Genomic DNA, 18700 nt, shown 5'->3' with positions numbered 1-18700 from the left:
GTCCACATCCTTCAAGCACCTTTGAACCCAGGAGAATCCCCGCATGACCACCCCCAAGGCACTGTTGATCCTGCACGGCAAGCAAGCCCTCAACGAGGATGTGCGCGCCGCCGTGCAGGCCCGTCGTGAGCAGGGCTGGGAGCTGGCGGTGCGGGTCACTTGGGAGGGCGGCGACGCCCAGCGCATCGTCAATGAGGCCCTGGCCGACGGCTATACCCACCTGATCGCCGGCGGTGGCGACGGCACTTTGCGTGATGTGGCCGAAGCCATGGCGCTGGCCAAGACCGACGCCAGCCTGGTGCTGATGCCGTTGGGCACCGCCAATGATTTTGCCCGCGCCGCCGGCGTTCCGCTGCAGCCTGCGCACGCGCTGGCGCTGCTGGACGTACCGCCCAGGGCCATCGACCTCGGCCAGGCCGGCGGGCAAATGTTCCTCAATATGGCCACCGGCGGGTTTGGCAGCCAGGTCACGGCCAACACCTCCGAAGACCTGAAAAAAGTCCTCGGCGGCGCGGCCTACCTGTTTACCGGGCTGACGCGTTTCAGTGAACTGAAGGCCGCCTATGGCGAGCTGGAGGGGCCGGGCTTTCATTGGAAGGGCGACCTGCTCGCGCTGGGGATCGGCAACGGTCGCCAGGCGGGCGGCGGCCATGTGCTGTGCCCTGGCGCGTTGGCCGACGACGGCTTGCTGGATATCAGCATTCTGCCGGCACCTCAGGAGGTGGTTGGCACGCTGATGACCCTGATGAGCGACGGCTGGGGCCTGGACAACATGTTTGTGCGCGCGCGCCTGCCGTGGGTCGAGATCAAGGTGGCCGAAGGGCTGTACATCAACCTGGACGGTGAACCGTTAAAAGGCGATGACCTGCGGTTCTCTGCACTGCCCAAAGCCTTGCGTGTGCACCTGCCGCTGAATTCGCCGCTAATCGTCCAGGCTGATGATCTGCTCGCGAACGGCGAATAGCACCAGGCCCGCCACGTCGAATATCTGCAGGCGCTTCATGATTTGCGAGCGATGCGCCTCCACGGTCTTGATGCTCAGGCCCAGGCCGTGGGCGATCTCCCGGGTGGATTTGCCGCGCACGATCAGGCGCAGGATTTCCAGCTGACGCGCCGTGAGGTTGTGGCTGTGGGCGACGGGGGAAGTGGGACCCTGGCTGCGGATCAGCGCCTGATTGATCACGGTGTGGGCAATCGCCGGGCTCAGGTAGCGTTCGTTGTTGCGCAAGGCGAGCAGGGCGTGTTCCAGCTCGTTGGCGGTGGTGTCCTTGAGCAGGTAGCCATGGGCGCCGGACTCCAGCGCCCGCATGATCAGCTCCGGGTCGGTGTGCATCGACAGGATCAGCACTTTGCTTTTGGGGTAGGCCGCCTTGAGTTGCTGCAATGCGTCCAGGCCACCGACGTGCTTCATCGACAGGTCCAGCAGCACGATATCCGGCTGCAGTGCGCTGAATTTTTCCAGTAACTGCGCACCATCATTGGCTTCACCGATCACGGTGTAGCCGGGAATATCCTGGATCAGCGCGCGTACGCCGGCCCGAATCAGTGCGTGGTCATCCACCAGAAGTAAATTGCAGGTCACTCGAGAACCTTAGGGGAACTGGCCCGTTCGAGGGCGCGCGGCGCCCAGGGGAAAAGTGCGTCGATCCGGGTCCCTTTGCCAGGCTGGCTGTTGACGGACAAAGTGCCCCCTAACTGATCTATCCGCTCGGACATGCCGGCCATGCCCCGTTGGCCTTCCAGGCCGGGGTTGATGGCAGGCGAGAAGCCCTGGCCGTCATCGCAGATCATCAGCGACAGGCCTTCGGGCAGGCGTTGCAGGCGCACCAGCAAGTTGTGCGCCTGGGCATGGCGAAGCATGTTGGTCACCGCTTCCTGGGTGATCCGAAAGGCCGCCACGGCCATCTCTTCGGGAATACCGGTCAGCCGTTGCTGGCATTCCAGGCTCCAGTGCACCGGGGTGTTTTCCAGGGTCTTGAGCAGGTGCGCGCGCAGGCTGGCTTCCAACCCCAGGCTGGCCAGCTGCCTGGGGTTGAGAATGGCCGAGACGTCGCGCACTTTGGCCAGGGTTTCATTCAAGGTGTTGCACAGCACCGTGCACTGGCTTTGCAGGTCTGGCGGCAAGCGGCGCTTGAGCCATTCGCTTTGCAGCTTGGCGGCAGTGAGCAACTGGCCGATGTCGTCATGCAATTCGCGGCTGAGGCGATGTCTTTCGTTTTCCTGTACTTGCAGCAAGCGATCGGCCAATTCCTGCGGCTGGAATTTTATCGATTTGCGCGAGCGCCACTGTTGCACGCCCACCACCAGCAACGTGGCCAGGTTGAGCAAAGGGATCAATAACGGCAACGGCGCGGAACGGGTATAGGCCCACAGGCTGACCAGCAATGAGCAAAGGCACAGGGCGAGAACGATGCGGCGGGCATTGCTGCGGGACACGGATCTTGCGATGAGTGACTTTAAGCTGGCGTACATAGCGGATGGAGCCAATGAAGGTTCGCTGCGGGAAGACCGGTCACGGCGGCTGACGGGGCTTTGTTTGATATGCGGTGCCGAAACATCTTTTATACATCATGAAGTTGATTCACTTCGAGCGGGGCATAGTACCACCACTATTACCGTTGGTCGCCTGGCGACTCGCCTGAGGGGTTAACAACCACGCATAAATACTCAGGGCCCAAGTCTGCGCGTTAGAGGGTCCCGGAGTTGAAACAGCAGGCCGTTGTATTAATGAAGTGGGTGTGCAGAGTTATAGCGCTGATGGCTAATTGATATGTTGCTGTCGTTATTAGATAACTCACTGATTAAATACGACCTCTCACCCCTTCATGAGGTGTGATGTAAGCGTTGCTGCGGTTTATAACCGAAGTTTTTTTGCGGGATCTGCAAGGTGACTGTCGCAATCAATTTAGTTTGCTCGCTTTCATCCAGGGCCAGTTCGCCGGTGCGGGTGTCGATCAACTCCAGTTGCCAGGCCAGTAATGTCAGGCAGTCGTGCAAGGCGTTCAGCGCCTGGTCATGCAGTTCCATGGGGCAGGCGGCATTGGCAATCAGGTTTTGAATATGCCGAGAGAATTCGCTGATCGCCTGCAGGGCCAGGCCTTCGGCCTTTTCAGCCAGCTTGCTCAAACTGATTTTCATGCAGTCGATGGCATCGCTGTCGTTGCGAATCAGGTGCAAGTGGTTCAAGCACTCTTGCGACTTGGCCAGGAGCATCTCGGCCTCAAGCAGGAATTCGGGAAGTGCAGTTTGCCATTCGTTTGCGTTATTCATCATGCATGTCTCCGCAACATAAGCTCGGGTGATGAGATGCCGCACCGGGTGAATGGCGTAAACCTACCGCTGAAATATGACTGAAATCTGTAGCCCGCTTCCGAAATTCGAGTAGGACCGTTATTAGAATGATCACGGTAGCCGCGAGTGGCCCTGGTCATTCGGGTCGCTTGCACAACTTTGGATGCCGCCACGGCAATCTCTGAAAGACCCGTGGGCCGAGGGCTTGGGATGGCAAACAAAAGCCTGACTCCATTCATGCAATGAGAATGGCGTCACATTAATGGCTATTAGATATCGCGAATATCAGGTTGGGCCTGATTGTGTATAGGGGATTCCCTTACGCAGCGGAACCTCACGTCGATTTGAAGGTCGCGCGACGGTGCTGCAGTGCCATTTGAAGAGGCCGTTGCAGTAAACCATGATGTCAGTGTGACATCAATGAATTTACGTGGCATTTTACCGGGGTCAAGCTCTGGCGATCGCCGCCGATAACGAGCATAGACGCAAGCATGCTCGCGAAGAATTCAAAGACGGCGCGTTGGTCGGCAGGGTCGCGATACCCGACCCGCTGAACCAGCCGCACACACACCACATCAGGAGCTTTTAATGGCCGGCATTCTCGACACGGTAGATCAACGCACGCAACTGGTGGGTGAGAATCGCCTGGAGATTCTCATGTTTCGCCTGGCCGGGCGGCAGCTGTTCGCGATCAATGTGTTCAAGGTGCAGGAAGTCCTGCAGTTGCCCAAGCTGACCTTGATGCCCCAGCGTCATCCGTTTGTGTGTGGCGTGGTCAACCTGCGCGGCCAGACCCTGCCGGTGATCGACCTGTCGCAGGCGATTGGCATGCGTCCGCTGGTGCCGGGGCCCAACAGCACGATTATCGTCACCGAGTACAACCGCTCGGTGCAGGCGTTCCTGGTGGGCGGTGTGGACCGCATCGTCAACATGAACTGGGAAGCCATCCTGCCGCCACCGGCCAGCGCCGGTCGCCAGCATTACCTCACCGCCATCAGCAAGGTCGATGACCAGTTGGTGGAAATCATCGACGTGGAAAAAGTCCTCGCCGAAATCGTGCCGTACAACGCCAAGGTCTCCCGCGAGAAACTCGAAGACCCGGTGCTGGAGCGCGCCCGTGGCCGCGAAGTGCTGCTGGTGGACGACTCCAATGTGGCCCTGTCGCAATTGCGCGACACCCTTGGCCAGCTTGGGGTGAAAATGCACATCGCCAGTGATGGCCTCAAGGCGCTGAACATGCTCAAGGCCTGGGCCGACAGCGGCCAGGTGATGACCGACAAACTGCTGATGATCTTTACCGACGCCGAAATGCCGGAGATGGACGGCTACCGCCTGACCACTGAAATCCGCAACGATCCGCGCCTGCGTGGGCTTTACGTGGTGCTGCACACCTCGCTGTCGGGCAGTTTCAACGACTCGATGGTGAAAAAGGTCGGTTGCGATAACTTCCTGTCCAAATTCCAGCCCGACAAGCTGGTGGATGTGGTGCGCCAACGCCTGATGCTGGATGAAGTGCCGGCCTGATTGTCTTTAAGGGGAAGCTGTAGTTGGGCGAGCCGGCTCTTTGTGGCGAGCAGGCTTGCCCTGCGTTGGGCTGCGCAGCGGCCCCGTAAGGATGCTGCGGTGTCTCAGTAGAACCGCGGCGTCTGGTTCTGGGGCTGCTTCGCAGCCCAACGCGGGGCAAGCCCGCTCGCCACGGTAAGCCCGCTCGCCACAGAAGGCCGCGCGCCAGGGTAAGTCTGGGTGGCACGCTGAGTCTGCGCGTTGCACCTGCTTGTTGGCTGTGGGGGCGTCGTCCTTTGATTCCTGGGACTGCCTGCTATAGGGTGGCGCTTTGTCCCCTCAGGAACGCAGGCTCATGCTTCGTCTCAGCGCGTTGTACCGTTATCCCTTGAAGTCCGGCAAGGCCGAAGCCTTGCAGCAGGTCGGTCTGGATCAACTCGGGCTGGACGGGGATCGACGCTGGATGTTGGTGGACGCAGCCAGCGGGCGATTTCTGACGCAGCGGGCGGTGGCGAAGATGAGCCAGTTGTCGGCGTTGTGGAACAGCGCCGGTGGCTTGACCCTGAGCACGCCAGGCATGGCGCCGCTGGAGGTGGCCTTGCCCGGCAGCGACGCCGAACTGCGCGGGGTGACGATCTGGCGCGATACCCTGCGTGTGCCGGATGCCGGCGATGCGGCGGCGGCCTGGGTCAGTGACTTTATCGGCAAAGCCACGCGGCTGGTGCAGATGCCACTGGCCCGTGCACGCACCACCGAGGCCGGTTTCGGCAAAGATGACGACCAGGTGGCGTTTGCCGACGGCTACTCGCTGTTGTTGATCGGCCAGGCGTCCGTGGACGACCTTTCCCGACAGGTCGGCCGGCCTATGGAAATGCTGCGTTTTCGTCCCAATCTGGTGATCGAAGGCAGTCAAGCGTACGCCGAAGACGGCTGGAAACGCCTGCGTATCGGCGACGTTGAGTTCCGAGTGGTCAAGCCCTGCGCTCGTTGCATCCTCACCACGATCGACCCCGCGACCGGCGAACGCAGTGCCGATCGCGAACCCTTCGCCACGCTCGATGCCTATCGCAAGACGGAACACGGCGCCCTGTTCGGCCAGAACCTGGTCAACGATGACTTGGGCCGTCTACAAGTGGGCATGCCGGTGACCGTCATCGAGTAACACGTTCGCGCATAAAAAATGCCCGTCTCCTGCGAGACGGGCATTTTTTTGACCGGTGCAACCCTTAGCCGCGGTATTCGCACAGGTAAGCAGTGTCTACCGCGACCTTCAGCTGGAACTTGCTGTTGGCCGGTACGTTGAACTGGCTGCCGGCAGCGAAGGTTTCCCAGTCGGCGTCAGGCAGTTTCACGGTCAGGGCGCCGGACACCACGTGCATGATTTCACGCTGGGCGGTGCCGAATTCGTATTCACCCGGTGCCATTACGCCGATGGTCGCCGGACCTTCTGCGGTGCCGAAAGCGATCGACTTGACGGTGCCGTCGAAGTATTCGTTGACTTTAAACATGGGTGAATCCTCGAAAAGTGGATTAAGGCTTGCTGCTCTGTATGGACGTGCCTGGCTTCGCTCAGGCGCACGCCATCACCGGCACGCCGGCTCCTACAGAACAGCAGGATATTGGAAAAGGCCGGCCAGTATGCCCAAGCCTTTGCGCGCTGCCTAGACCGGCAAAATCAATGGCAGCAGGCGCGCGGTGTTGCGTGCATCTTCCAGCGCCCGGTGTTGCTGACCCTGAAACTGCATCCCCGCCAATTGCAGCGCGCCGTTGAGACCCAGCGGCTTATCCAGGCGCCGGGCCTTGGCAAAGCGCTGCTTGAGGTTCACATGCGGCGTTTGTGCGAGCGCGCTGGCCAGGCCATGGCGTTGCCATTCGAGTTCAAGCTGCTTGCGATCGTAGTCGCCCCAGCTGGCCCAGCCTTCCAGGCGCGTGTGATGTTGGCCCAGCCAGCGTTCGAAGAGTGGCCACACATCGGTCATCGGTGCCGCGGCGTCGATGTTGGCCTGGGTGATGTGGGTGAGCTGTCGGCAGAACGGCGTCAGCAACGGCCGACGCAGCGGCCGCACAAAGCGCTGGAAGTGATCCAGTTCACGGCCTTGGCGGTTTACCAGGCTCGCGCCGATCTCGATGACTTCCATCTCCGTCACGGGCCAGCCGCCTTCATCCGTTGTGGCTTCAAGGTCAATAATCAGCCAATGAGGCATCGCGCAGGTTCCCGTACTCGTCCCTTCCTGATGGGGATAGAGCGTAGCCGGGCCTTGTAGTTCCGCCTAGGGCTTTTCGATCTCCAGTAAAACCTGGCGATTGCGCACCTGAGCGCCTGCAATCACCTGCACGCTTTTGATCACGCCGTCGATGCCGGCCGTCAGCGGATGCTCCATCTTCATCGCTTCGAGCACCAGCAGCAGCTGGCCCTGGCTGACACGCTGACCGGCGCTGACCCGAATATCGACAATGGCACCGTCCATCGGCGCCTTGACGGTGCCGCTGCCGGCATCGGCCTGGCGGCTGGCGACCTGCTGGGTACGGTTGATCACCCGCACGCCGGGCAGCCAGAGCTGGGTATCGTCGAGGTGATAGGCGACGCGGCGGCGCACGCCGTTGATCTCCAGCGTGGCCCGACGGCCGTCGGTACTGAGGTTGCGAATGTCGATGCCGTTGGCCTGCAGGTGGTTGGCGTGCAAAACGCTAACGGCGACCGCGTGGGGTGCGTCGTTAATATCCAGCCGATAAGTCCAAGGCACGCTGGCGTTGTTGCGCCAGCCCGTTAAACCTGGGGGGTGGGTACCGGCGCTGTGTTGATAAAACAGCGCGGCGGCCAGGGCGATCTGTTCATCCGTGGCTGCCTGGCGGGGAATGTCACTGAAGTGCGCGGCGATGAATCCGGTGCTGAAATCGCCGGCGATAAAGTCCGGGTGTTCAAGCAGATCGGCGAGCAATCGCTGGTTGGTCGTTACGCCCAGCAATACCGTGTCTTGGACTGCTCGCAGCAATTTGCGCCGGGCTTCTTCACGGGTGGCGCCGTGCGCGATGATCTTGCCGAGCATGGCGTCGTAGAACGGGCTGATGCGCTGGCCTTCGAGCACGCCGTGGTCGATCCGCACGCCGATGGCGGGCTCCCAACGCAGCACGTCACCGGTTTGCGGCACAAAGCCCTGGGCCGGGTCTTCGGCGTACAGGCGCACTTCCAGGGCGTGGCCGCTCAGGGTCACGTCGGCCTGTGTGAGTGGCAGCGGTTCACCGGCGGCAATTTGCAGTTGCCAGGCCACCAGGTCGAGGCCGGTGATCAGCTCGGTAACGGGGTGCTCCACTTGCAGGCGCGTGTTCATTTCCAGGAAATAGAATTGGCCGTCGCGGTCGAGCAGGAATTCCACGGTGCCGGCGCCCACGTAACTGACCGCCCGCCCGGCCTTCAGGGCAGCTTCGCCCATGGCGTGGCGCAGTTGCGGGGTCATCACGGGGCAGGGGGCTTCCTCGATGACTTTCTGGTGGCGGCGCTGGATCGAGCAATCGCGTTCGCCCAGGTAGATGAGCTGGCCGTGGCTGTCGCCGAACAGTTGAATTTCGACATGGCGCGGGTCGATCAGCGCGCGCTCGAGGATCAGTTCGTCGCTGCCGAAGGCGTTCATCGCTTCCGAGCGGGCGGTGCGCAGTGCGTCGAGCAGTTGGCTGGCGTCGTGCACCAGGCGCATGCCGCGTCCGCCGCCGCCGGCGCTGGCCTTGATCATCAGGGGGTAGCCAATGCACTTGGCTTGCTCTTGCAGGCTGGCGTCGTCTTGGCGGTTGCCTTGGTAACCGGGTATGCACGGTACGCCAGCCTCGAGCATGGCCAGTTTGGACAGGCGCTTGCTGCCCATCAGTTCGATGGCCTCAACGCTTGGGCCGATGAAGGTGATGTTCGCGTGTTGGCAGGCGCGGGCGAAGTCGGCGTTTTCGGAGAGAAAGCCATAGCCGGGGTGGATGGCGTCGGCGCCTGTGATGTTGGCTGCGTTGAGAACGGCGGCGATGTTGAGGTACGACTGCTGGACGGGCGCCGGGCCGATGTTGACGGCTTCGTCGGCCATCTGCACGTGCAGGGCCTGGGCGTCGGCATCGCTGTAGACCGCCACGGTGCGGTAGCCCAGGGCCTGGGCGGTGCGCTGGATGCGGCAGGCAATTTCGCCGCGGTTGGCGATCAGGATTTTGCTGAATGGGGGCATTGGTTTATCCCTGGGTAATCGGGTGTTTGTTCTGGCCCCATCGCAGGCAAGCCAGCTCCCACCTTGAAAGGCGTTTCAACGGTGGGAGCTGGCTTGCCTGCGATGGCGTCATTTGCACCAACCTGGCTTACGCTTCTGCACAAAAGCCTGCGTCCCCTCTATTCCTTCCACGCCCGTCACCGCCTCGGCAAACCACTGCGCCCCGCGATCCAGCACCGCCTCAAGCGGCTCGTCGGCACTGGCCAGCAACAGCGCTTTAGTCCGCGCATTCGCGCCCGGCGCACACTGCAGCACGTGTCCCAACACTTCATCCAGGCGCTGCGCCAATGCCTGCGCATCGCTCTCGGCAAAATGCACCACGCCCAAGCGCTGCGCCTCAAGCCCATCAAACCGCGCCGCCGTCAGCGCCAGCCGGCGCGCCTGGGTCAGGCCAATCCGCTTGACCACAAACGGCGCAATCTGCGCTGGCAACAAGCCTAAGCTGGTTTCCGGCAAGCCGAATCGCGCCTGGTGATCGGCGATCGCAATGTCACTCACACACGCCAGCCCAAACCCGCCCCCCAGCACGGCGCCTTGCAGCACCACGATCACCACTTGCGGCACCGCCTCAACTTCTTGCAGCAAGGTGCCAAACGCGCGGTTCAGCGCCTGCAACTGCGCCGTGCCGCCGGCGGTGACCATGTCTTTCACATCCGCCCCTGCGCAGAAATGCCCACCCGCGCCGCTGATCACCAGCGCGCGCACCTGGCTGTCGAGCTGCGCCAACACCGCCCGCAGTTCGTTGACCATCTCCAGGCTCATGGCATTGCGATGCGCCGGGCGATTGAGGGTGATGTGCAGCACGCCGTTATGCGGTTCGAGCAGCAGGGTATTCATGATTTTTTCCCAGGCAGGGTGCCCATCAGTTTGCAGATGATGCCCAGCATGATTTCGTCGGCGCCGCCGCCAATCGACACCAGCCGCACGTCGCGGTAGGCGCGGGCCACCGGGTTGTCCCACATGAAGCCCATGCCGCCCCAGTATTGCAGGCAGCTGTCGCTGACCTCGCGGCCCAGGCGCCCGGCCTTGAGCTTGGCCATGGACGCCAGGCGGGTCACGTCCTGGCCTTTGATGTACTGCTCGGTGGCCTGGTAGACCAGCGCGCGCAGGCATTCGATTTCAGTGGCCAGTTCGGCCAGGCGAAAGTGAATGACCTGGTTGTCGATCAGCGCTTTGCCGAAGGTCTGGCGTTCTTTGCAGTACTCAATGGTGCTGTCGATGCAGTATTCCAGGCCCTTGATCATGTTGGCCGCGCCAAACAGGCGTTCTTCCTGGAACTGCAGCATTTGCATCATGAAGCCCGCCCCTTCGTGGCCGATGCGATTGCGCTGCGGCACGCGCACACCGTCGAAGAACACCTGGGCAGTCTCGGAGCTGTGCATGCCGAGTTTTTCCAGCGGTGGGCTGACGCTGATGCCCGGCGTGTTCATCGGCACCATGATCAGCGACTTGTTGATGTGCGGCTTGTCGTCGGAGGTGTTGGCCAGCAGGCAAATGAAGTCGGCGCTGGGCGAGTTGGTGATCCACATTTTGCTGCCGTTGATCACGTAGTCGTCGCCGTCTTTGCGTGCGTGGGTTTTCAGCCCGGCGACGTCGGAGCCGGCGCCGGTTTCCGAGACGCCGATGCAGCCGACCTGCTCGCCGCTGATGGCCGGGCGCAGGAACTCGTCGCGCAGTTCATCGCTGCCAAAGCGGGCGAGGGCGGGGGTGCACATGTCGGTCTGCACGCCGATGGACATGGGGATGCCGCCGCAGCGGATGGTGCCGAACTCTTCCGCCGCAACAATGGAGTAACTGTAATCCAGGCCCATGCCGCCGAATGACTCCGGCTTGGAAATGCCCAGTAGGCCGAGGTCACCGGCCTTGCGAAAGATCTCGTGAATGGGGAAGCGCCCGGCTTTTTCCCACTCGTCCACATGCGGGTTGATCTCGCGATCGACGAAGGCGCGCACGGTGCGGCGCAGTTCCTGATGTTCCTGGGTAAAAATCATTGTTGTTGTTCTCCTTTAGAAACGCGCCACGCCGAAGCTGTTGGGTTGCAACTGCCGCATCTGGGCCTCATGGCAAATGTCCAGCAGGTAACCCAGCAGCGTGCGGGTATCGCGTGGGTCGATCAGCCCGTCGTCCCACAGATTCGCGCTGCCATAGAGCGCTGTGGACTGGCTGTCGAGCTTCTGCGCGGTGACCTGTTCGAGCATGTCCAGCACCTTGGGGTCGGGCACCAAACCCTCCTTCAATTGCTTGGCCTCGGTGACGATGCGCAGCACCTTGCCCGCCTGCGCGCCGCCCATCACCGCCGTGCGGCTGTTGGGCCAGGCGAAGATAAAGCGCGGGTCCAGGCCGCGGCCGCACATGGCGTAGTTGCCGGCGCCGTAGGAGCCGCCGACCACCACTGTGAGTTTAGGCACCCGCGCATTGGCCACTGCCTGAATCATCTTCGCGCCGTGCTTGATCACGCCGTGTTGCTCTGACTCGGTGCCCACCATGAAACCGGTGGTGTTGTGCAGGAACAGCAGCGGCGTGCGGCTCTGGTCGCACAGCTGGATAAATTGCGCGGCCTTGCTCGCGCCTTTGGGCGTGATCGGGCCGTTATTGCCGATCACGCCGACGGCGCGGCCCTGGATGTGCAAATGGCCGCAGACGGTGTGGGCGTCGAACTCGCCCTTGAATTCGAGGAAGTTGGAACCGTCGGCCAGGCGCGCGAGGATTTCGCGTACGTCGTAGGGCTTTTTCGGGTCGTCGGGGATCAGCCCCAGCAGCTCTTCGATGGGGTACAGCGGTTCTGCGTAAGCGCGTGTTGGCGCACGCGGCAGGCGCTCATCCCAAGGCAGCAGGCTGACGATCTCGCGCACGATGCGCACGCCGTCGGCGTCGTTTTCGGCCAGGTATTCGGCGGTGCCGGCGGTTTGCGCGTGCATCTGGGCGCCACCCAGTTCCTCATCGGTCGCCACTTCGCCTGTGGCGGCCTTGAGCAGCGGCGGTCCGGCGAGAAACAGCTTGGCCTTGCCGCGCACCACCACCACGTAATCCGACAGCCCCGGCTGATATGCACCGCCGGCCGTGGCCGAGCCGTGCACCACGGTGATCTGCGGCAGGCCCATGGCCGACATGCGCGCCTGGTTGGCAAAGCTGCGGGCGCCCTCGACGAAAATCTCGGCGGCGTAGTTGAGGTTGGCACCGCCGCTTTCGGCGAGCGTCACCACCGGCAGTTTGTTTTCCATGGCGATCTGTTGCAGGCGCAAGGATTTTTTCAGCCCCGTGGGGGAAATGGTGCCGCCCTTGATCGCGCTGTTGTTGGCCACCACCAACATGCGTACGCCACTGACGTAGCCGATGCCGGCGATCAAACCGCCGCCGGCTGCGCTGCCGTCTTTGTCGTCGTGGAGTTTGTAGCCGGCCAGGCTGGCCAGTTCCAGGAACGGCGCGCCGGGGTCCAGCAGCAGGTTGAGGCGCTCGCGGGGCAGCAGTTGGCCGCGCGTGTCGAACTTGGCTTTGGCTTCCTGCGCCTTGCTGAGCAGGGCGTGCTCCAGTTGGCGCAACTGCGCGATGGCGGCCAGCATCGCCTCGCGGTTTTGCGCGAACTGCGGGCTATGGGCGTCGATCAAGCTTTCAATCACCGGCATGGTTTATTGCTCCGCCTTGAGCACATCGGGCAGGTAGGCGCGGTGGAAACCATTGAACGGCTCGCTCGGCGGTTGCGCCTTGGGCAGTGGCCAGGCGCGGCTGCCCAGGCTGGCGGCGCCGTCGATGCGCAAGGTGCTGCCGCTGATGAACGCGGCGGCGGGGCTGAGCAGGAACACGATGGCCGCGCTGACCTCCGATTCGGTGCCGATCCGCTTGAGCGGCACGTGCTCGCGCAGGGTCGGGATCACCGCCTTGAAGGCGCCTTCGTAGGTGTCCATGCCGCTGGAGGCAATCCAGCCCGGCGCCACGGCGTTGACGCGCACCCCGGCGTAGCCCCATTCGAACGCAGCGGTCTTGGTGAAGTTGTCCATGCCCGAACGCGCTGCGCCCGAGTGGCCCATGCCGGGCATGCCGCCCCACATGTCGGCGAGCATGTTGACGACGGCGCCGCCGTGCTTGCTCATGGATTGATTGAACACTTCCCGCGCCATCAGGAAACCGCCGACCAGGTTGGTGCGCAGCACGGTTTCAAAGCCCTTTTGATTGATCGAGGCCAGGGGCGACGGGTATTGGCCGCCAGCGTTGTTCACCAGCCCGTGAATCGGCCCGTGTGCGTGGAGGATCTGCGTGACCAGCGCCTTCACCGCGTCTTCATCGCGTATATCGCAAGCCTGCCAATGCGCCGTGCCGCCGTCTTCGGCAATTTCAGCGGCCACCGTTTGCAGTTTTTCCGGTTTGCGCCCCACCAGAATCACTTGAGCGCCGAGGGCTGCGAGTTCATGCGCGGTGCAGCGGCCAATGCCACTGCCGCCACCGGTGACGATCACGGTTTGCCCGTAGAACAGGTCGGCTTTGAAGATTGAGTCGAAGGCCACGGCAACGCTCCTTTTATTTGAGTTGATCGGCGATGTGTTGCGGCACGGCGATGGGGATTTCCAGCAGTTGCTGGGCGAAGGCTTTGCCCTGCGGGTCGATGCGCAGGCTGGCGATACCGCCGCCGCCCAAGGCGTTTTCCAGCAGGAAATTCAGGCTGTGGCTGCCGGGCAAGTACCAGCGTTCGACGCGGCCGTGGAAGGGGTCGAGCACGTGGCTCATCCAGTCGACGATCACTTGCGGGGTCAGCACTTCGGCGATCCACGGCAAGTAGTCGGGGTGGCGGGCGATCACGCCGATATTGCTGTGGTTGCCTTTGTCGCCGGAGCGCGCGACGGCCAGCTTTACCAGGGGCACGCTGGCGTCGGCGCGGCCTTGAGGCTTGGGCGGGTCGATCGGCTCAGCCGGGGTGACCAGTGGCGCAGAGGCGGGCAGTTCAATGGCGTGGCGCTGGCCTTGGAAGTCGATCACCAGCTCACAGGATGATTTATCGATCAGGAACGAAAACAGCCGAATCAGCGGATACACCGTCGGGCGGCCGCCAACAATTCCGGTTAACCCCGGCGCCATACCGGTGGCTGCCTGGGCGATCTCGCGGGCGAACAGCACCAGCGCCTGTTTGCTCGGATGCCGCACTGCCAGTTTCACCACCACCTCGCGGCAATCCTGACGCTGGGCGTGGGCGCCGTAGGTGGCTTCGCTGCCGAGCAGTTCGATGTTGACCTCGGTGTAAGGCGCCCAGCCGCGCTGGCTGAACAGTTGGGAGGTCTTGTTGATGAGCGCCTGGCTGACACGCTCGGCCTTGGCCACCGCGTCGATCCCGGCGATCAGGCAGCTGGCGGTGCAACGAAAACCGTCCGGGTAGGTGGCGCTGACTTTGTACTGATCGGTGGGCGGCAAACCTTTGGCGCCGTGCAGGCGCACTTGGTTTTTGCCTTGCTGCTGCAGTTTGACCTGGCTGAAATCGCAGATCACATCGGGCAGCAGGTAGGCGCGCGGGTCGCCGATTTCATACAGCAACTGTTCGGCCACGCTGAGTTCGCTGATCAGCCCGCCCGTGCCGTCGACTTTATTGACGGTGAACTGGCCGTCGGCGCTGACCTCGACGATGGGAAAACCAATGTGCTCGTAGTCCGGCACGTCACGCCAATCGGTGAAGTTGCCGCCGGTGCACTGTGCGCCGCATTCGATGATATGCCCGGCCAGTGCAGCCTGGGCGAGACGGTCATAGTCCTGCCATGACCAGTTGAATTCGTGCACCAGTGCGGCGCTGACCACGGCGCTGTCGACCACGCGGCCGGTGATCACGATGTCGGCGCCCAGCTCAAGTGCCTTGGCAATGCCTGGCGCGCCGAGGTAGGCGTTGGCCGACACGCACATCGGCGGCAGCGGCGCGCCGTTGAACATATCGCTGACGCCGTGCAGGTGCTTGAGCTGCGGTTGCAGGTCATCGCCCAGCTGCACGGCGATTTTAAGCGGGATTTGCGCCTTGTCGCAGGCCGCTTGCAGGGCGGCGGCGCACGCTTGCGGGTTGATGCCGCCGGCATTGCTGATCACGCGGATGCTCTGGCGCTGGATGTCGCCCAGCAGCGGCGTGAGCACTTCGACGAAATCCGTGGCGTAGCCGGCCTGAGGGTCTTTCATTCGTGCGCCGGCAAGGATCGACAGGGTGACTTCCGCCAAATAGTCGAACACCAGGTAATCCAGCGCGCCGCCGTGCACCAGCTGGGCGGCGGCGGTGCAGGTGTCACCCCAGAAAGCGCTGGCGCAGCCGATACGTACCGTCTTGCTCATGAGAAATCCGTCCTCGAATGGCTGGCGTCGAGACTACCAAGCAAGCGCTTGGTTTGTAAACTCTGTACACAAGTTTTGCCCAAGCGCTTGCTTGGGTGACGGCCACGGCCTAAATTGCCGCCCACGACGTCAGCACACGTGAAGGAGAGAGGCATGGATGAGCAAAAAGCCCTGAGGGTGATGCGCACCATGGTCGATGCCGGCCAATTGACCGACCCCGACAGTGCCCGGGGCAAATTGCTGCAAACCGCAGCTCACCTGTTTCGCAACAAAGGCTTTGAGCGCACCACCGTGCGTGACCTGGCCAGCGCGGTGGGCATTCAGTCCGGCAGCATCTTTCATCACTTTAAGAGCAAGGACGAGATCCTGCGCGCGGTGATGGAGGAAACCATCCACTACAACACCGCGATGATGCGCGCCTCACTTGAAGAAGCGAACAGCGTGCGTGAACGCGTGTTGGCGCTGATTCGCTGTGAGTTGCAGTCGATCATGGGCGGCAGCGGCGAAGCCATGGCGGTGCTGGTCTACGAATGGCGTTCGCTGTCGGCCGATGGCCAGGCTCAGGTGCTGGCGCTGCGGGATGTGTACGAAGACATCTGGTTGCAGGTGCTGGGCGAGGCCAAGGCCGCCGGATACATCAGGGGCGATGTATTTATCACCCGGCGTTTCCTCACCGGCGCGTTGTCGTGGACCACCACGTGGTTCCGCGCTCAAGGCAGCATGACCCTGGAGCAATTGGCCGAAGAAGCCCTGCTGATGGTGCTGAAGGCCGATTAAGGCGCAAGCCATTAATTTGCCGATGGAAAGTTGTCTCACCTGACAAAAACGCCTAGCTTATCGCCATCAGAGTATTAAACGGTGTGTGCCTCAATGTTTTCGCCATGGCGGCTGGCTGCAGGACTAACTTTATGGGCACTGGGCACCGCGGGGTGGATGCCGGCTTCGGCTGCGCAATTGGTGAGGATCGGCGCCGCGCATTTTCCGCCCTACACCGTACGCCCCGAGCAGGGCGCCGACACCGGTTTACTGCCGCAACTGGTCGAGGCGCTGAACGCCTCGCAAACCGACTACCAATTTGTACTGGTGCCGACGTCGATCCCACGGCGTTTTCGCGATTTCGAGCAAGGCCGGGTCGACATGGCGATCTTCGAAAACCCCGATTGGGGCTGGCAGAACATTGACCACACTGCCGTGGACATGGGGCTTGAAGACGCGGAAATTTTCGTCGCCCAACGTGAGCCCGGTCGCGATCAGCGTTATTTCGCCGACCTCAACGGCAAGCGTCTGGCCGTGTTCAGCGGTTATCACTACGCCTTTGCCAACTTCAACCCCGACCCCAAGTACATGACCGAGCATTTCAACGCCACGTTGACCTATTCCCATGACAGCAACTTGCTGATGGTGGCGCGCGGGCGTGCGGACATCGCGCTGGTCACGCGTTCGTACTTGAGTGATTTCATGGTGCGCAACGCGGACATGGCCGGGCAGTTCCTGGTCTCGGAGCGGATTGACCAGGTGTACCACCACTACGCGTTGCTGCGGCCAAAGGCACCGATTACCGGAGCGGCGTTTGCCGAGATGCTCAAGCGCCTGCGCGATAACGGGCAGCTGTTGAAGATCTTCGAGCCGTATCGCATTGATGTGACAGCGGTGCACTGAGCGCGGATCAGGCTTGCCACAACAAGCCCTTTCCCCACACTCAGACTCGCCGTGCAAACGTATCGCTGTGGCTGCCCGACACCTTGCGGCAATGCACCAGCGCATCACGAATCATGAAGTTCACCAGGGTCGGCGAGACGCCGAGTTCCTTGGCGATGTCCTTTTGCGGCACGCCGTGCAGGCGATACATCTCGAACGCGTAACGGGTGCGTTGGGGCAATTGCGTCAGGGCGTCGGCGATGTTTTCCAGGGTGTTGAAGTTGATGTGCGAGGTTTCCGGTGAAGCGCCGTGAATGACCACATTCAAGCCTTCCTCTTCGGTTCCGGAGTATTTGAGTTCCAGGGCCTGCTTGCGGTAGTGATCGATCGCCAGGTTGCGCACGATCTGGAACAGATAACTCAGTTGGGCCTTGAACGATGAGGTGATCGTCGGCGCCGATTGCAGCCGGAAGTAGGCGTCCTGCACGACGTCTTCGGCGCGCGAGCGGCAGCCGGTAATGCGTGCCGCGATCTTCACCAGAATCAAACGATTGTCGACGAATGCCTGGAGAAGCGGTGAGTCGCACCTGCCTGTGAATACTTGTTCCGTCATGGAAATCACCTTGTCGCAAAAGAGGTTAGGGGAGGGCGTCCGTGCTGAGGCCTCCTACACATCGGGCAACAAATTATGCTTAATGATAATGATTGTCAAATGAGAAGACGAACTAATCTTATGCCTTCCTGAAAGGTGTGAACCAGGTCTCGCGCTTGACCGCAGACTAATTATTTGCCGGCACCGTCCGTTCTCATGGGTGACAGGTCCGTTAACAAACGGCCAAGGATCAGCGCCCGCAGGAGGACGACATGGGTTTGTACGGTGCATACAGCGTGTTTCAGTTTGGAGCCTTTAGCCTATCGGGCACCCTCAGCCTGATGAGAGCGCTCAGCCGATGAGTGCCGCCACGCGACTGCGCCTGTTTTGCCTGCCCTATTCGGGGGCCAGCGCCATGGTCTATGCGCGTTGGCGTCGGGCTCTGCCGGATTGGTTGCAAGTGTGCCCACTGGAATTGCCGGGGCGCGGCATGCGCATGGATGAGCCGTTGCAGCGCGACATCAAGGCCTTGGCAGCGCAGTTGGCGGATGAAATCAGCCGCGACCTGAACGGCCCGTATGCCCTGTTCGGCCACAGCCTCGGCGGCCTGCTCGCCTTCGAATTGGCCCACGCCCTGCGCGAGCGCGGTGCGCCTGAGCCGCTGGCGTTGTTTGCCTCTGGCACCGCCGGCCCGGCGCGTCGTGATGTGAGCGACTACGCCATTGAAAAGACCGATCAACAACTGATCGCCCGCCTGCGCGAACTGCAGGGCACCGCCGAAGAGGCCCTGGCCAACCCCGAATTGATGCAGTTGATGCTGCCGATCCTGCGCGCCGACTTCCTGCTCTGCGGCAGCTTCACCTACGGCCAGCGCGAACCGCTGGGCATGCCGATCCACGTGTTTGGCGGCAAGCAAGACAGCGTGCGCGCCGACCAGTTGCTTGACTGGCAGGCCGACGCCGCCAGCGGCTTTTCCCTGGACATGTTCGACGGCCACCACTTCTTTCTCGTGCAGCACGAAAGCGCCGTGCTGCGTTGCCTGCGGCGCTACGCCGACGAGCACCTCGCACGCTGGCGCAGTGACGCGGCGCGGCAGCTGGCCGCCGGCTGAACGCTCTCTATTTCTCGATTTTCCCGTAAGCCGATT

Annotated in this window: 18 protein-coding genes; 6 read left to right on the top strand and 12 right to left on the bottom strand. The window is 62.1% G+C overall.

What is annotated here, in order from left to right; genetic code table 11:
* Positions 1-43 precede the first annotated feature (43 nt).
* Positions 44-964, top strand: coding sequence for a lipid kinase YegS (gene yegS, locus ABWL43_RS20595; protein WP_106576480.1), 921 nt, complete (start codon positions 44-46; stop codon positions 962-964).
* Here yegS and ABWL43_RS20590 read toward each other — a convergent pair.
* The 3 genes from ABWL43_RS20590 to ABWL43_RS20580 form a co-directional block, all read right to left on the bottom strand.
* The gene (locus tag ABWL43_RS20590; protein ID WP_242195599.1) at positions 923-1582 is read right to left on the bottom strand and encodes a response regulator transcription factor; all 660 of its coding nucleotides are present in this window, start codon (positions 1580-1582) and stop codon (positions 923-925) included. The genes yegS and ABWL43_RS20590 overlap by 42 nt on opposite strands.
* Complete coding sequence (locus ABWL43_RS20585) at positions 1579-2472, bottom strand: sensor histidine kinase (RefSeq protein ID WP_369301244.1); 894 nt, start codon at positions 2470-2472, stop codon at positions 1579-1581. The genes ABWL43_RS20590 and ABWL43_RS20585 overlap by 4 nt, the downstream gene beginning before the upstream one ends.
* Before the next feature lie 351 nt (positions 2473-2823).
* The gene (locus ABWL43_RS20580; protein ID WP_404484015.1) at positions 2824-3273 is read right to left on the bottom strand and encodes a hypothetical protein; all 450 of its coding nucleotides are present in this window, start codon (positions 3271-3273) and stop codon (positions 2824-2826) included.
* Between the two features lie 606 nt (positions 3274-3879).
* On the opposite strand from ABWL43_RS20580, the gene ABWL43_RS20575 reads away from it, so the two are divergent.
* Complete coding sequence (locus tag ABWL43_RS20575) at positions 3880-4815, top strand: chemotaxis protein CheV (RefSeq protein ID WP_017134971.1); 936 nt, start codon at positions 3880-3882, stop codon at positions 4813-4815.
* Positions 4816-5149: 334 nt separating this feature from the next.
* On the top strand, positions 5150-5956 hold the full coding sequence (locus ABWL43_RS20570) for an MOSC domain-containing protein (RefSeq protein ID WP_404484011.1): 807 nt from the start codon (positions 5150-5152) through the stop codon (positions 5954-5956).
* A gap of 64 nt (positions 5957-6020) precedes the next feature.
* On the opposite strand, the gene ABWL43_RS20565 is transcribed toward ABWL43_RS20570, so the two are convergent.
* The 8 genes from ABWL43_RS20565 to ABWL43_RS20530 form a co-directional block, all read right to left on the bottom strand.
* Entirely contained in the window at positions 6021-6302 is a 282-nt protein-coding gene (locus ABWL43_RS20565; protein WP_106576484.1) for a pyrimidine/purine nucleoside phosphorylase, read from the bottom strand.
* A gap of 153 nt (positions 6303-6455) precedes the next feature.
* Entirely contained in the window at positions 6456-6998 is a 543-nt protein-coding gene (locus tag ABWL43_RS20560; RefSeq protein ID WP_119742324.1) for an exonuclease domain-containing protein, read from the bottom strand.
* Positions 6999-7064: 66 nt separating this feature from the next.
* The gene (locus ABWL43_RS20555) at positions 7065-8993 is read right to left on the bottom strand and encodes an acetyl/propionyl/methylcrotonyl-CoA carboxylase subunit alpha (protein WP_404484008.1); all 1929 of its coding nucleotides are present in this window, start codon (positions 8991-8993) and stop codon (positions 7065-7067) included.
* A gap of 108 nt (positions 8994-9101) precedes the next feature.
* Entirely contained in the window at positions 9102-9869 is a 768-nt protein-coding gene (locus tag ABWL43_RS20550; RefSeq protein WP_145158839.1) for an enoyl-CoA hydratase/isomerase family protein, read from the bottom strand.
* Positions 9866-11023, bottom strand: coding sequence for a citronellyl-CoA dehydrogenase (atuD, locus tag ABWL43_RS20545; RefSeq protein WP_404484005.1), 1158 nt, complete (start codon positions 11021-11023; stop codon positions 9866-9868). The genes ABWL43_RS20550 and atuD overlap by 4 nt, the downstream gene beginning before the upstream one ends.
* Positions 11024-11038: 15 nt before the next feature.
* Positions 11039-12655 (bottom strand): geranyl-CoA carboxylase subunit beta, encoded by a 1617-nt coding sequence (gene atuC / locus ABWL43_RS20540; protein WP_404484002.1) that lies wholly within the window; start codon positions 12653-12655, stop codon positions 11039-11041.
* A gap of 3 nt (positions 12656-12658) precedes the next feature.
* Positions 12659-13531, bottom strand: coding sequence for an SDR family oxidoreductase (locus ABWL43_RS20535; RefSeq protein ID WP_404483999.1), 873 nt, complete (start codon positions 13529-13531; stop codon positions 12659-12661).
* Between the two features lie 13 nt (positions 13532-13544).
* Positions 13545-15323 (bottom strand): acyclic terpene utilization AtuA family protein, encoded by a 1779-nt coding sequence (locus tag ABWL43_RS20530; RefSeq protein ID WP_404483996.1) that lies wholly within the window; start codon positions 15321-15323, stop codon positions 13545-13547.
* A gap of 153 nt (positions 15324-15476) precedes the next feature.
* Here ABWL43_RS20530 and ABWL43_RS20525 point away from each other — a divergent pair, with 153 nt between their 5' ends.
* Together ABWL43_RS20525 and ABWL43_RS20520 are read left to right on the top strand one after the other, a co-directional pair.
* Positions 15477-16100 carry a TetR/AcrR family transcriptional regulator gene (locus tag ABWL43_RS20525; RefSeq protein WP_145158829.1) on the top strand — a complete coding sequence of 208 codons (624 nt, stop codon included), beginning with the start codon at positions 15477-15479 and terminating at the stop codon, positions 16098-16100.
* Between the two features lie 93 nt (positions 16101-16193).
* On the top strand, positions 16194-16982 hold the full coding sequence (locus tag ABWL43_RS20520) for an ABC transporter substrate-binding protein (protein WP_145158827.1): 789 nt from the start codon (positions 16194-16196) through the stop codon (positions 16980-16982).
* Between the two features lie 40 nt (positions 16983-17022).
* Here ABWL43_RS20520 and ABWL43_RS20515 read toward each other — a convergent pair whose 3' ends face one another.
* On the bottom strand, positions 17023-17574 hold the full coding sequence (locus tag ABWL43_RS20515) for an RNA polymerase factor sigma-70 (RefSeq protein ID WP_145158825.1): 552 nt from the start codon (positions 17572-17574) through the stop codon (positions 17023-17025).
* 337 nt (positions 17575-17911) lie between these two features.
* Between ABWL43_RS20515 and ABWL43_RS20510 the strand changes: the two genes are divergently transcribed.
* Positions 17912-18664: a thioesterase II family protein gene (locus tag ABWL43_RS20510; RefSeq protein WP_404483992.1), complete on the top strand. Its 753-nt coding sequence runs from the start codon at positions 17912-17914 to the stop codon at positions 18662-18664.
* The last annotated feature ends 36 nt before the right edge of the window (positions 18665-18700 follow it).

Origin of the sequence: Pseudomonas sp. HT11 (genome assembly GCF_044875395.1) — a bacterium.
Lineage (GTDB): Bacteria > Pseudomonadota > Gammaproteobacteria > Pseudomonadales > Pseudomonadaceae > Aquipseudomonas.
The sequence above is the reverse complement of the archived record's forward strand: the minus strand, read 5'-3'. Positions and strand labels throughout refer to the sequence as shown.

What these genes read in the sequence shown, in the direction of transcription:
- yegS (WP_106576480.1), top strand. Translation starts at nt 44, where the DNA reads ATGACCACCCCCAAGGCACTGTTGATCCTGCACGGCAAGCAAGCCCTC.
- ABWL43_RS20585 (WP_369301244.1), bottom strand. Translation starts at nt 2,472, where the DNA reads ATGTACGCCAGCTTAAAGTCACTCATCGCAAGATCCGTGTCCCGCAGC.
- ABWL43_RS20580 (WP_404484015.1), bottom strand. Translation starts at nt 3,273, where the DNA reads ATGATGAATAACGCAAACGAATGGCAAACTGCACTTCCCGAATTCCTG.
- ABWL43_RS20575 (WP_017134971.1), top strand. Translation starts at nt 3,880, where the DNA reads ATGGCCGGCATTCTCGACACGGTAGATCAACGCACGCAACTGGTGGGT.
- ABWL43_RS20570 (WP_404484011.1), top strand. Translation starts at nt 5,150, where the DNA reads ATGCTTCGTCTCAGCGCGTTGTACCGTTATCCCTTGAAGTCCGGCAAG.
- ABWL43_RS20565 (WP_106576484.1), bottom strand. Translation starts at nt 6,302, where the DNA reads ATGTTTAAAGTCAACGAATACTTCGACGGCACCGTCAAGTCGATCGCT.
- ABWL43_RS20560 (WP_119742324.1), bottom strand. Translation starts at nt 6,998, where the DNA reads ATGCCTCATTGGCTGATTATTGACCTTGAAGCCACAACGGATGAAGGC.
- ABWL43_RS20555 (WP_404484008.1), bottom strand. Translation starts at nt 8,993, where the DNA reads ATGCCCCCATTCAGCAAAATCCTGATCGCCAACCGCGGCGAAATTGCC.
- ABWL43_RS20550 (WP_145158839.1), bottom strand. Translation starts at nt 9,869, where the DNA reads ATGAATACCCTGCTGCTCGAACCGCATAACGGCGTGCTGCACATCACC.
- atuD (WP_404484005.1), bottom strand. Translation starts at nt 11,023, where the DNA reads ATGATTTTTACCCAGGAACATCAGGAACTGCGCCGCACCGTGCGCGCC.
- atuC (WP_404484002.1), bottom strand. Translation starts at nt 12,655, where the DNA reads ATGCCGGTGATTGAAAGCTTGATCGACGCCCATAGCCCGCAGTTCGCG.
- ABWL43_RS20530 (WP_404483996.1), bottom strand. Translation starts at nt 15,323, where the DNA reads ATGAGCAAGACGGTACGTATCGGCTGCGCCAGCGCTTTCTGGGGTGAC.
- ABWL43_RS20525 (WP_145158829.1), top strand. Translation starts at nt 15,477, where the DNA reads ATGGATGAGCAAAAAGCCCTGAGGGTGATGCGCACCATGGTCGATGCC.
- ABWL43_RS20520 (WP_145158827.1), top strand. Translation starts at nt 16,194, where the DNA reads ATGTTTTCGCCATGGCGGCTGGCTGCAGGACTAACTTTATGGGCACTG.
- ABWL43_RS20515 (WP_145158825.1), bottom strand. Translation starts at nt 17,574, where the DNA reads ATGACGGAACAAGTATTCACAGGCAGGTGCGACTCACCGCTTCTCCAG.
- ABWL43_RS20510 (WP_404483992.1), top strand. Translation starts at nt 17,912, where the DNA reads ATGAGTGCCGCCACGCGACTGCGCCTGTTTTGCCTGCCCTATTCGGGG.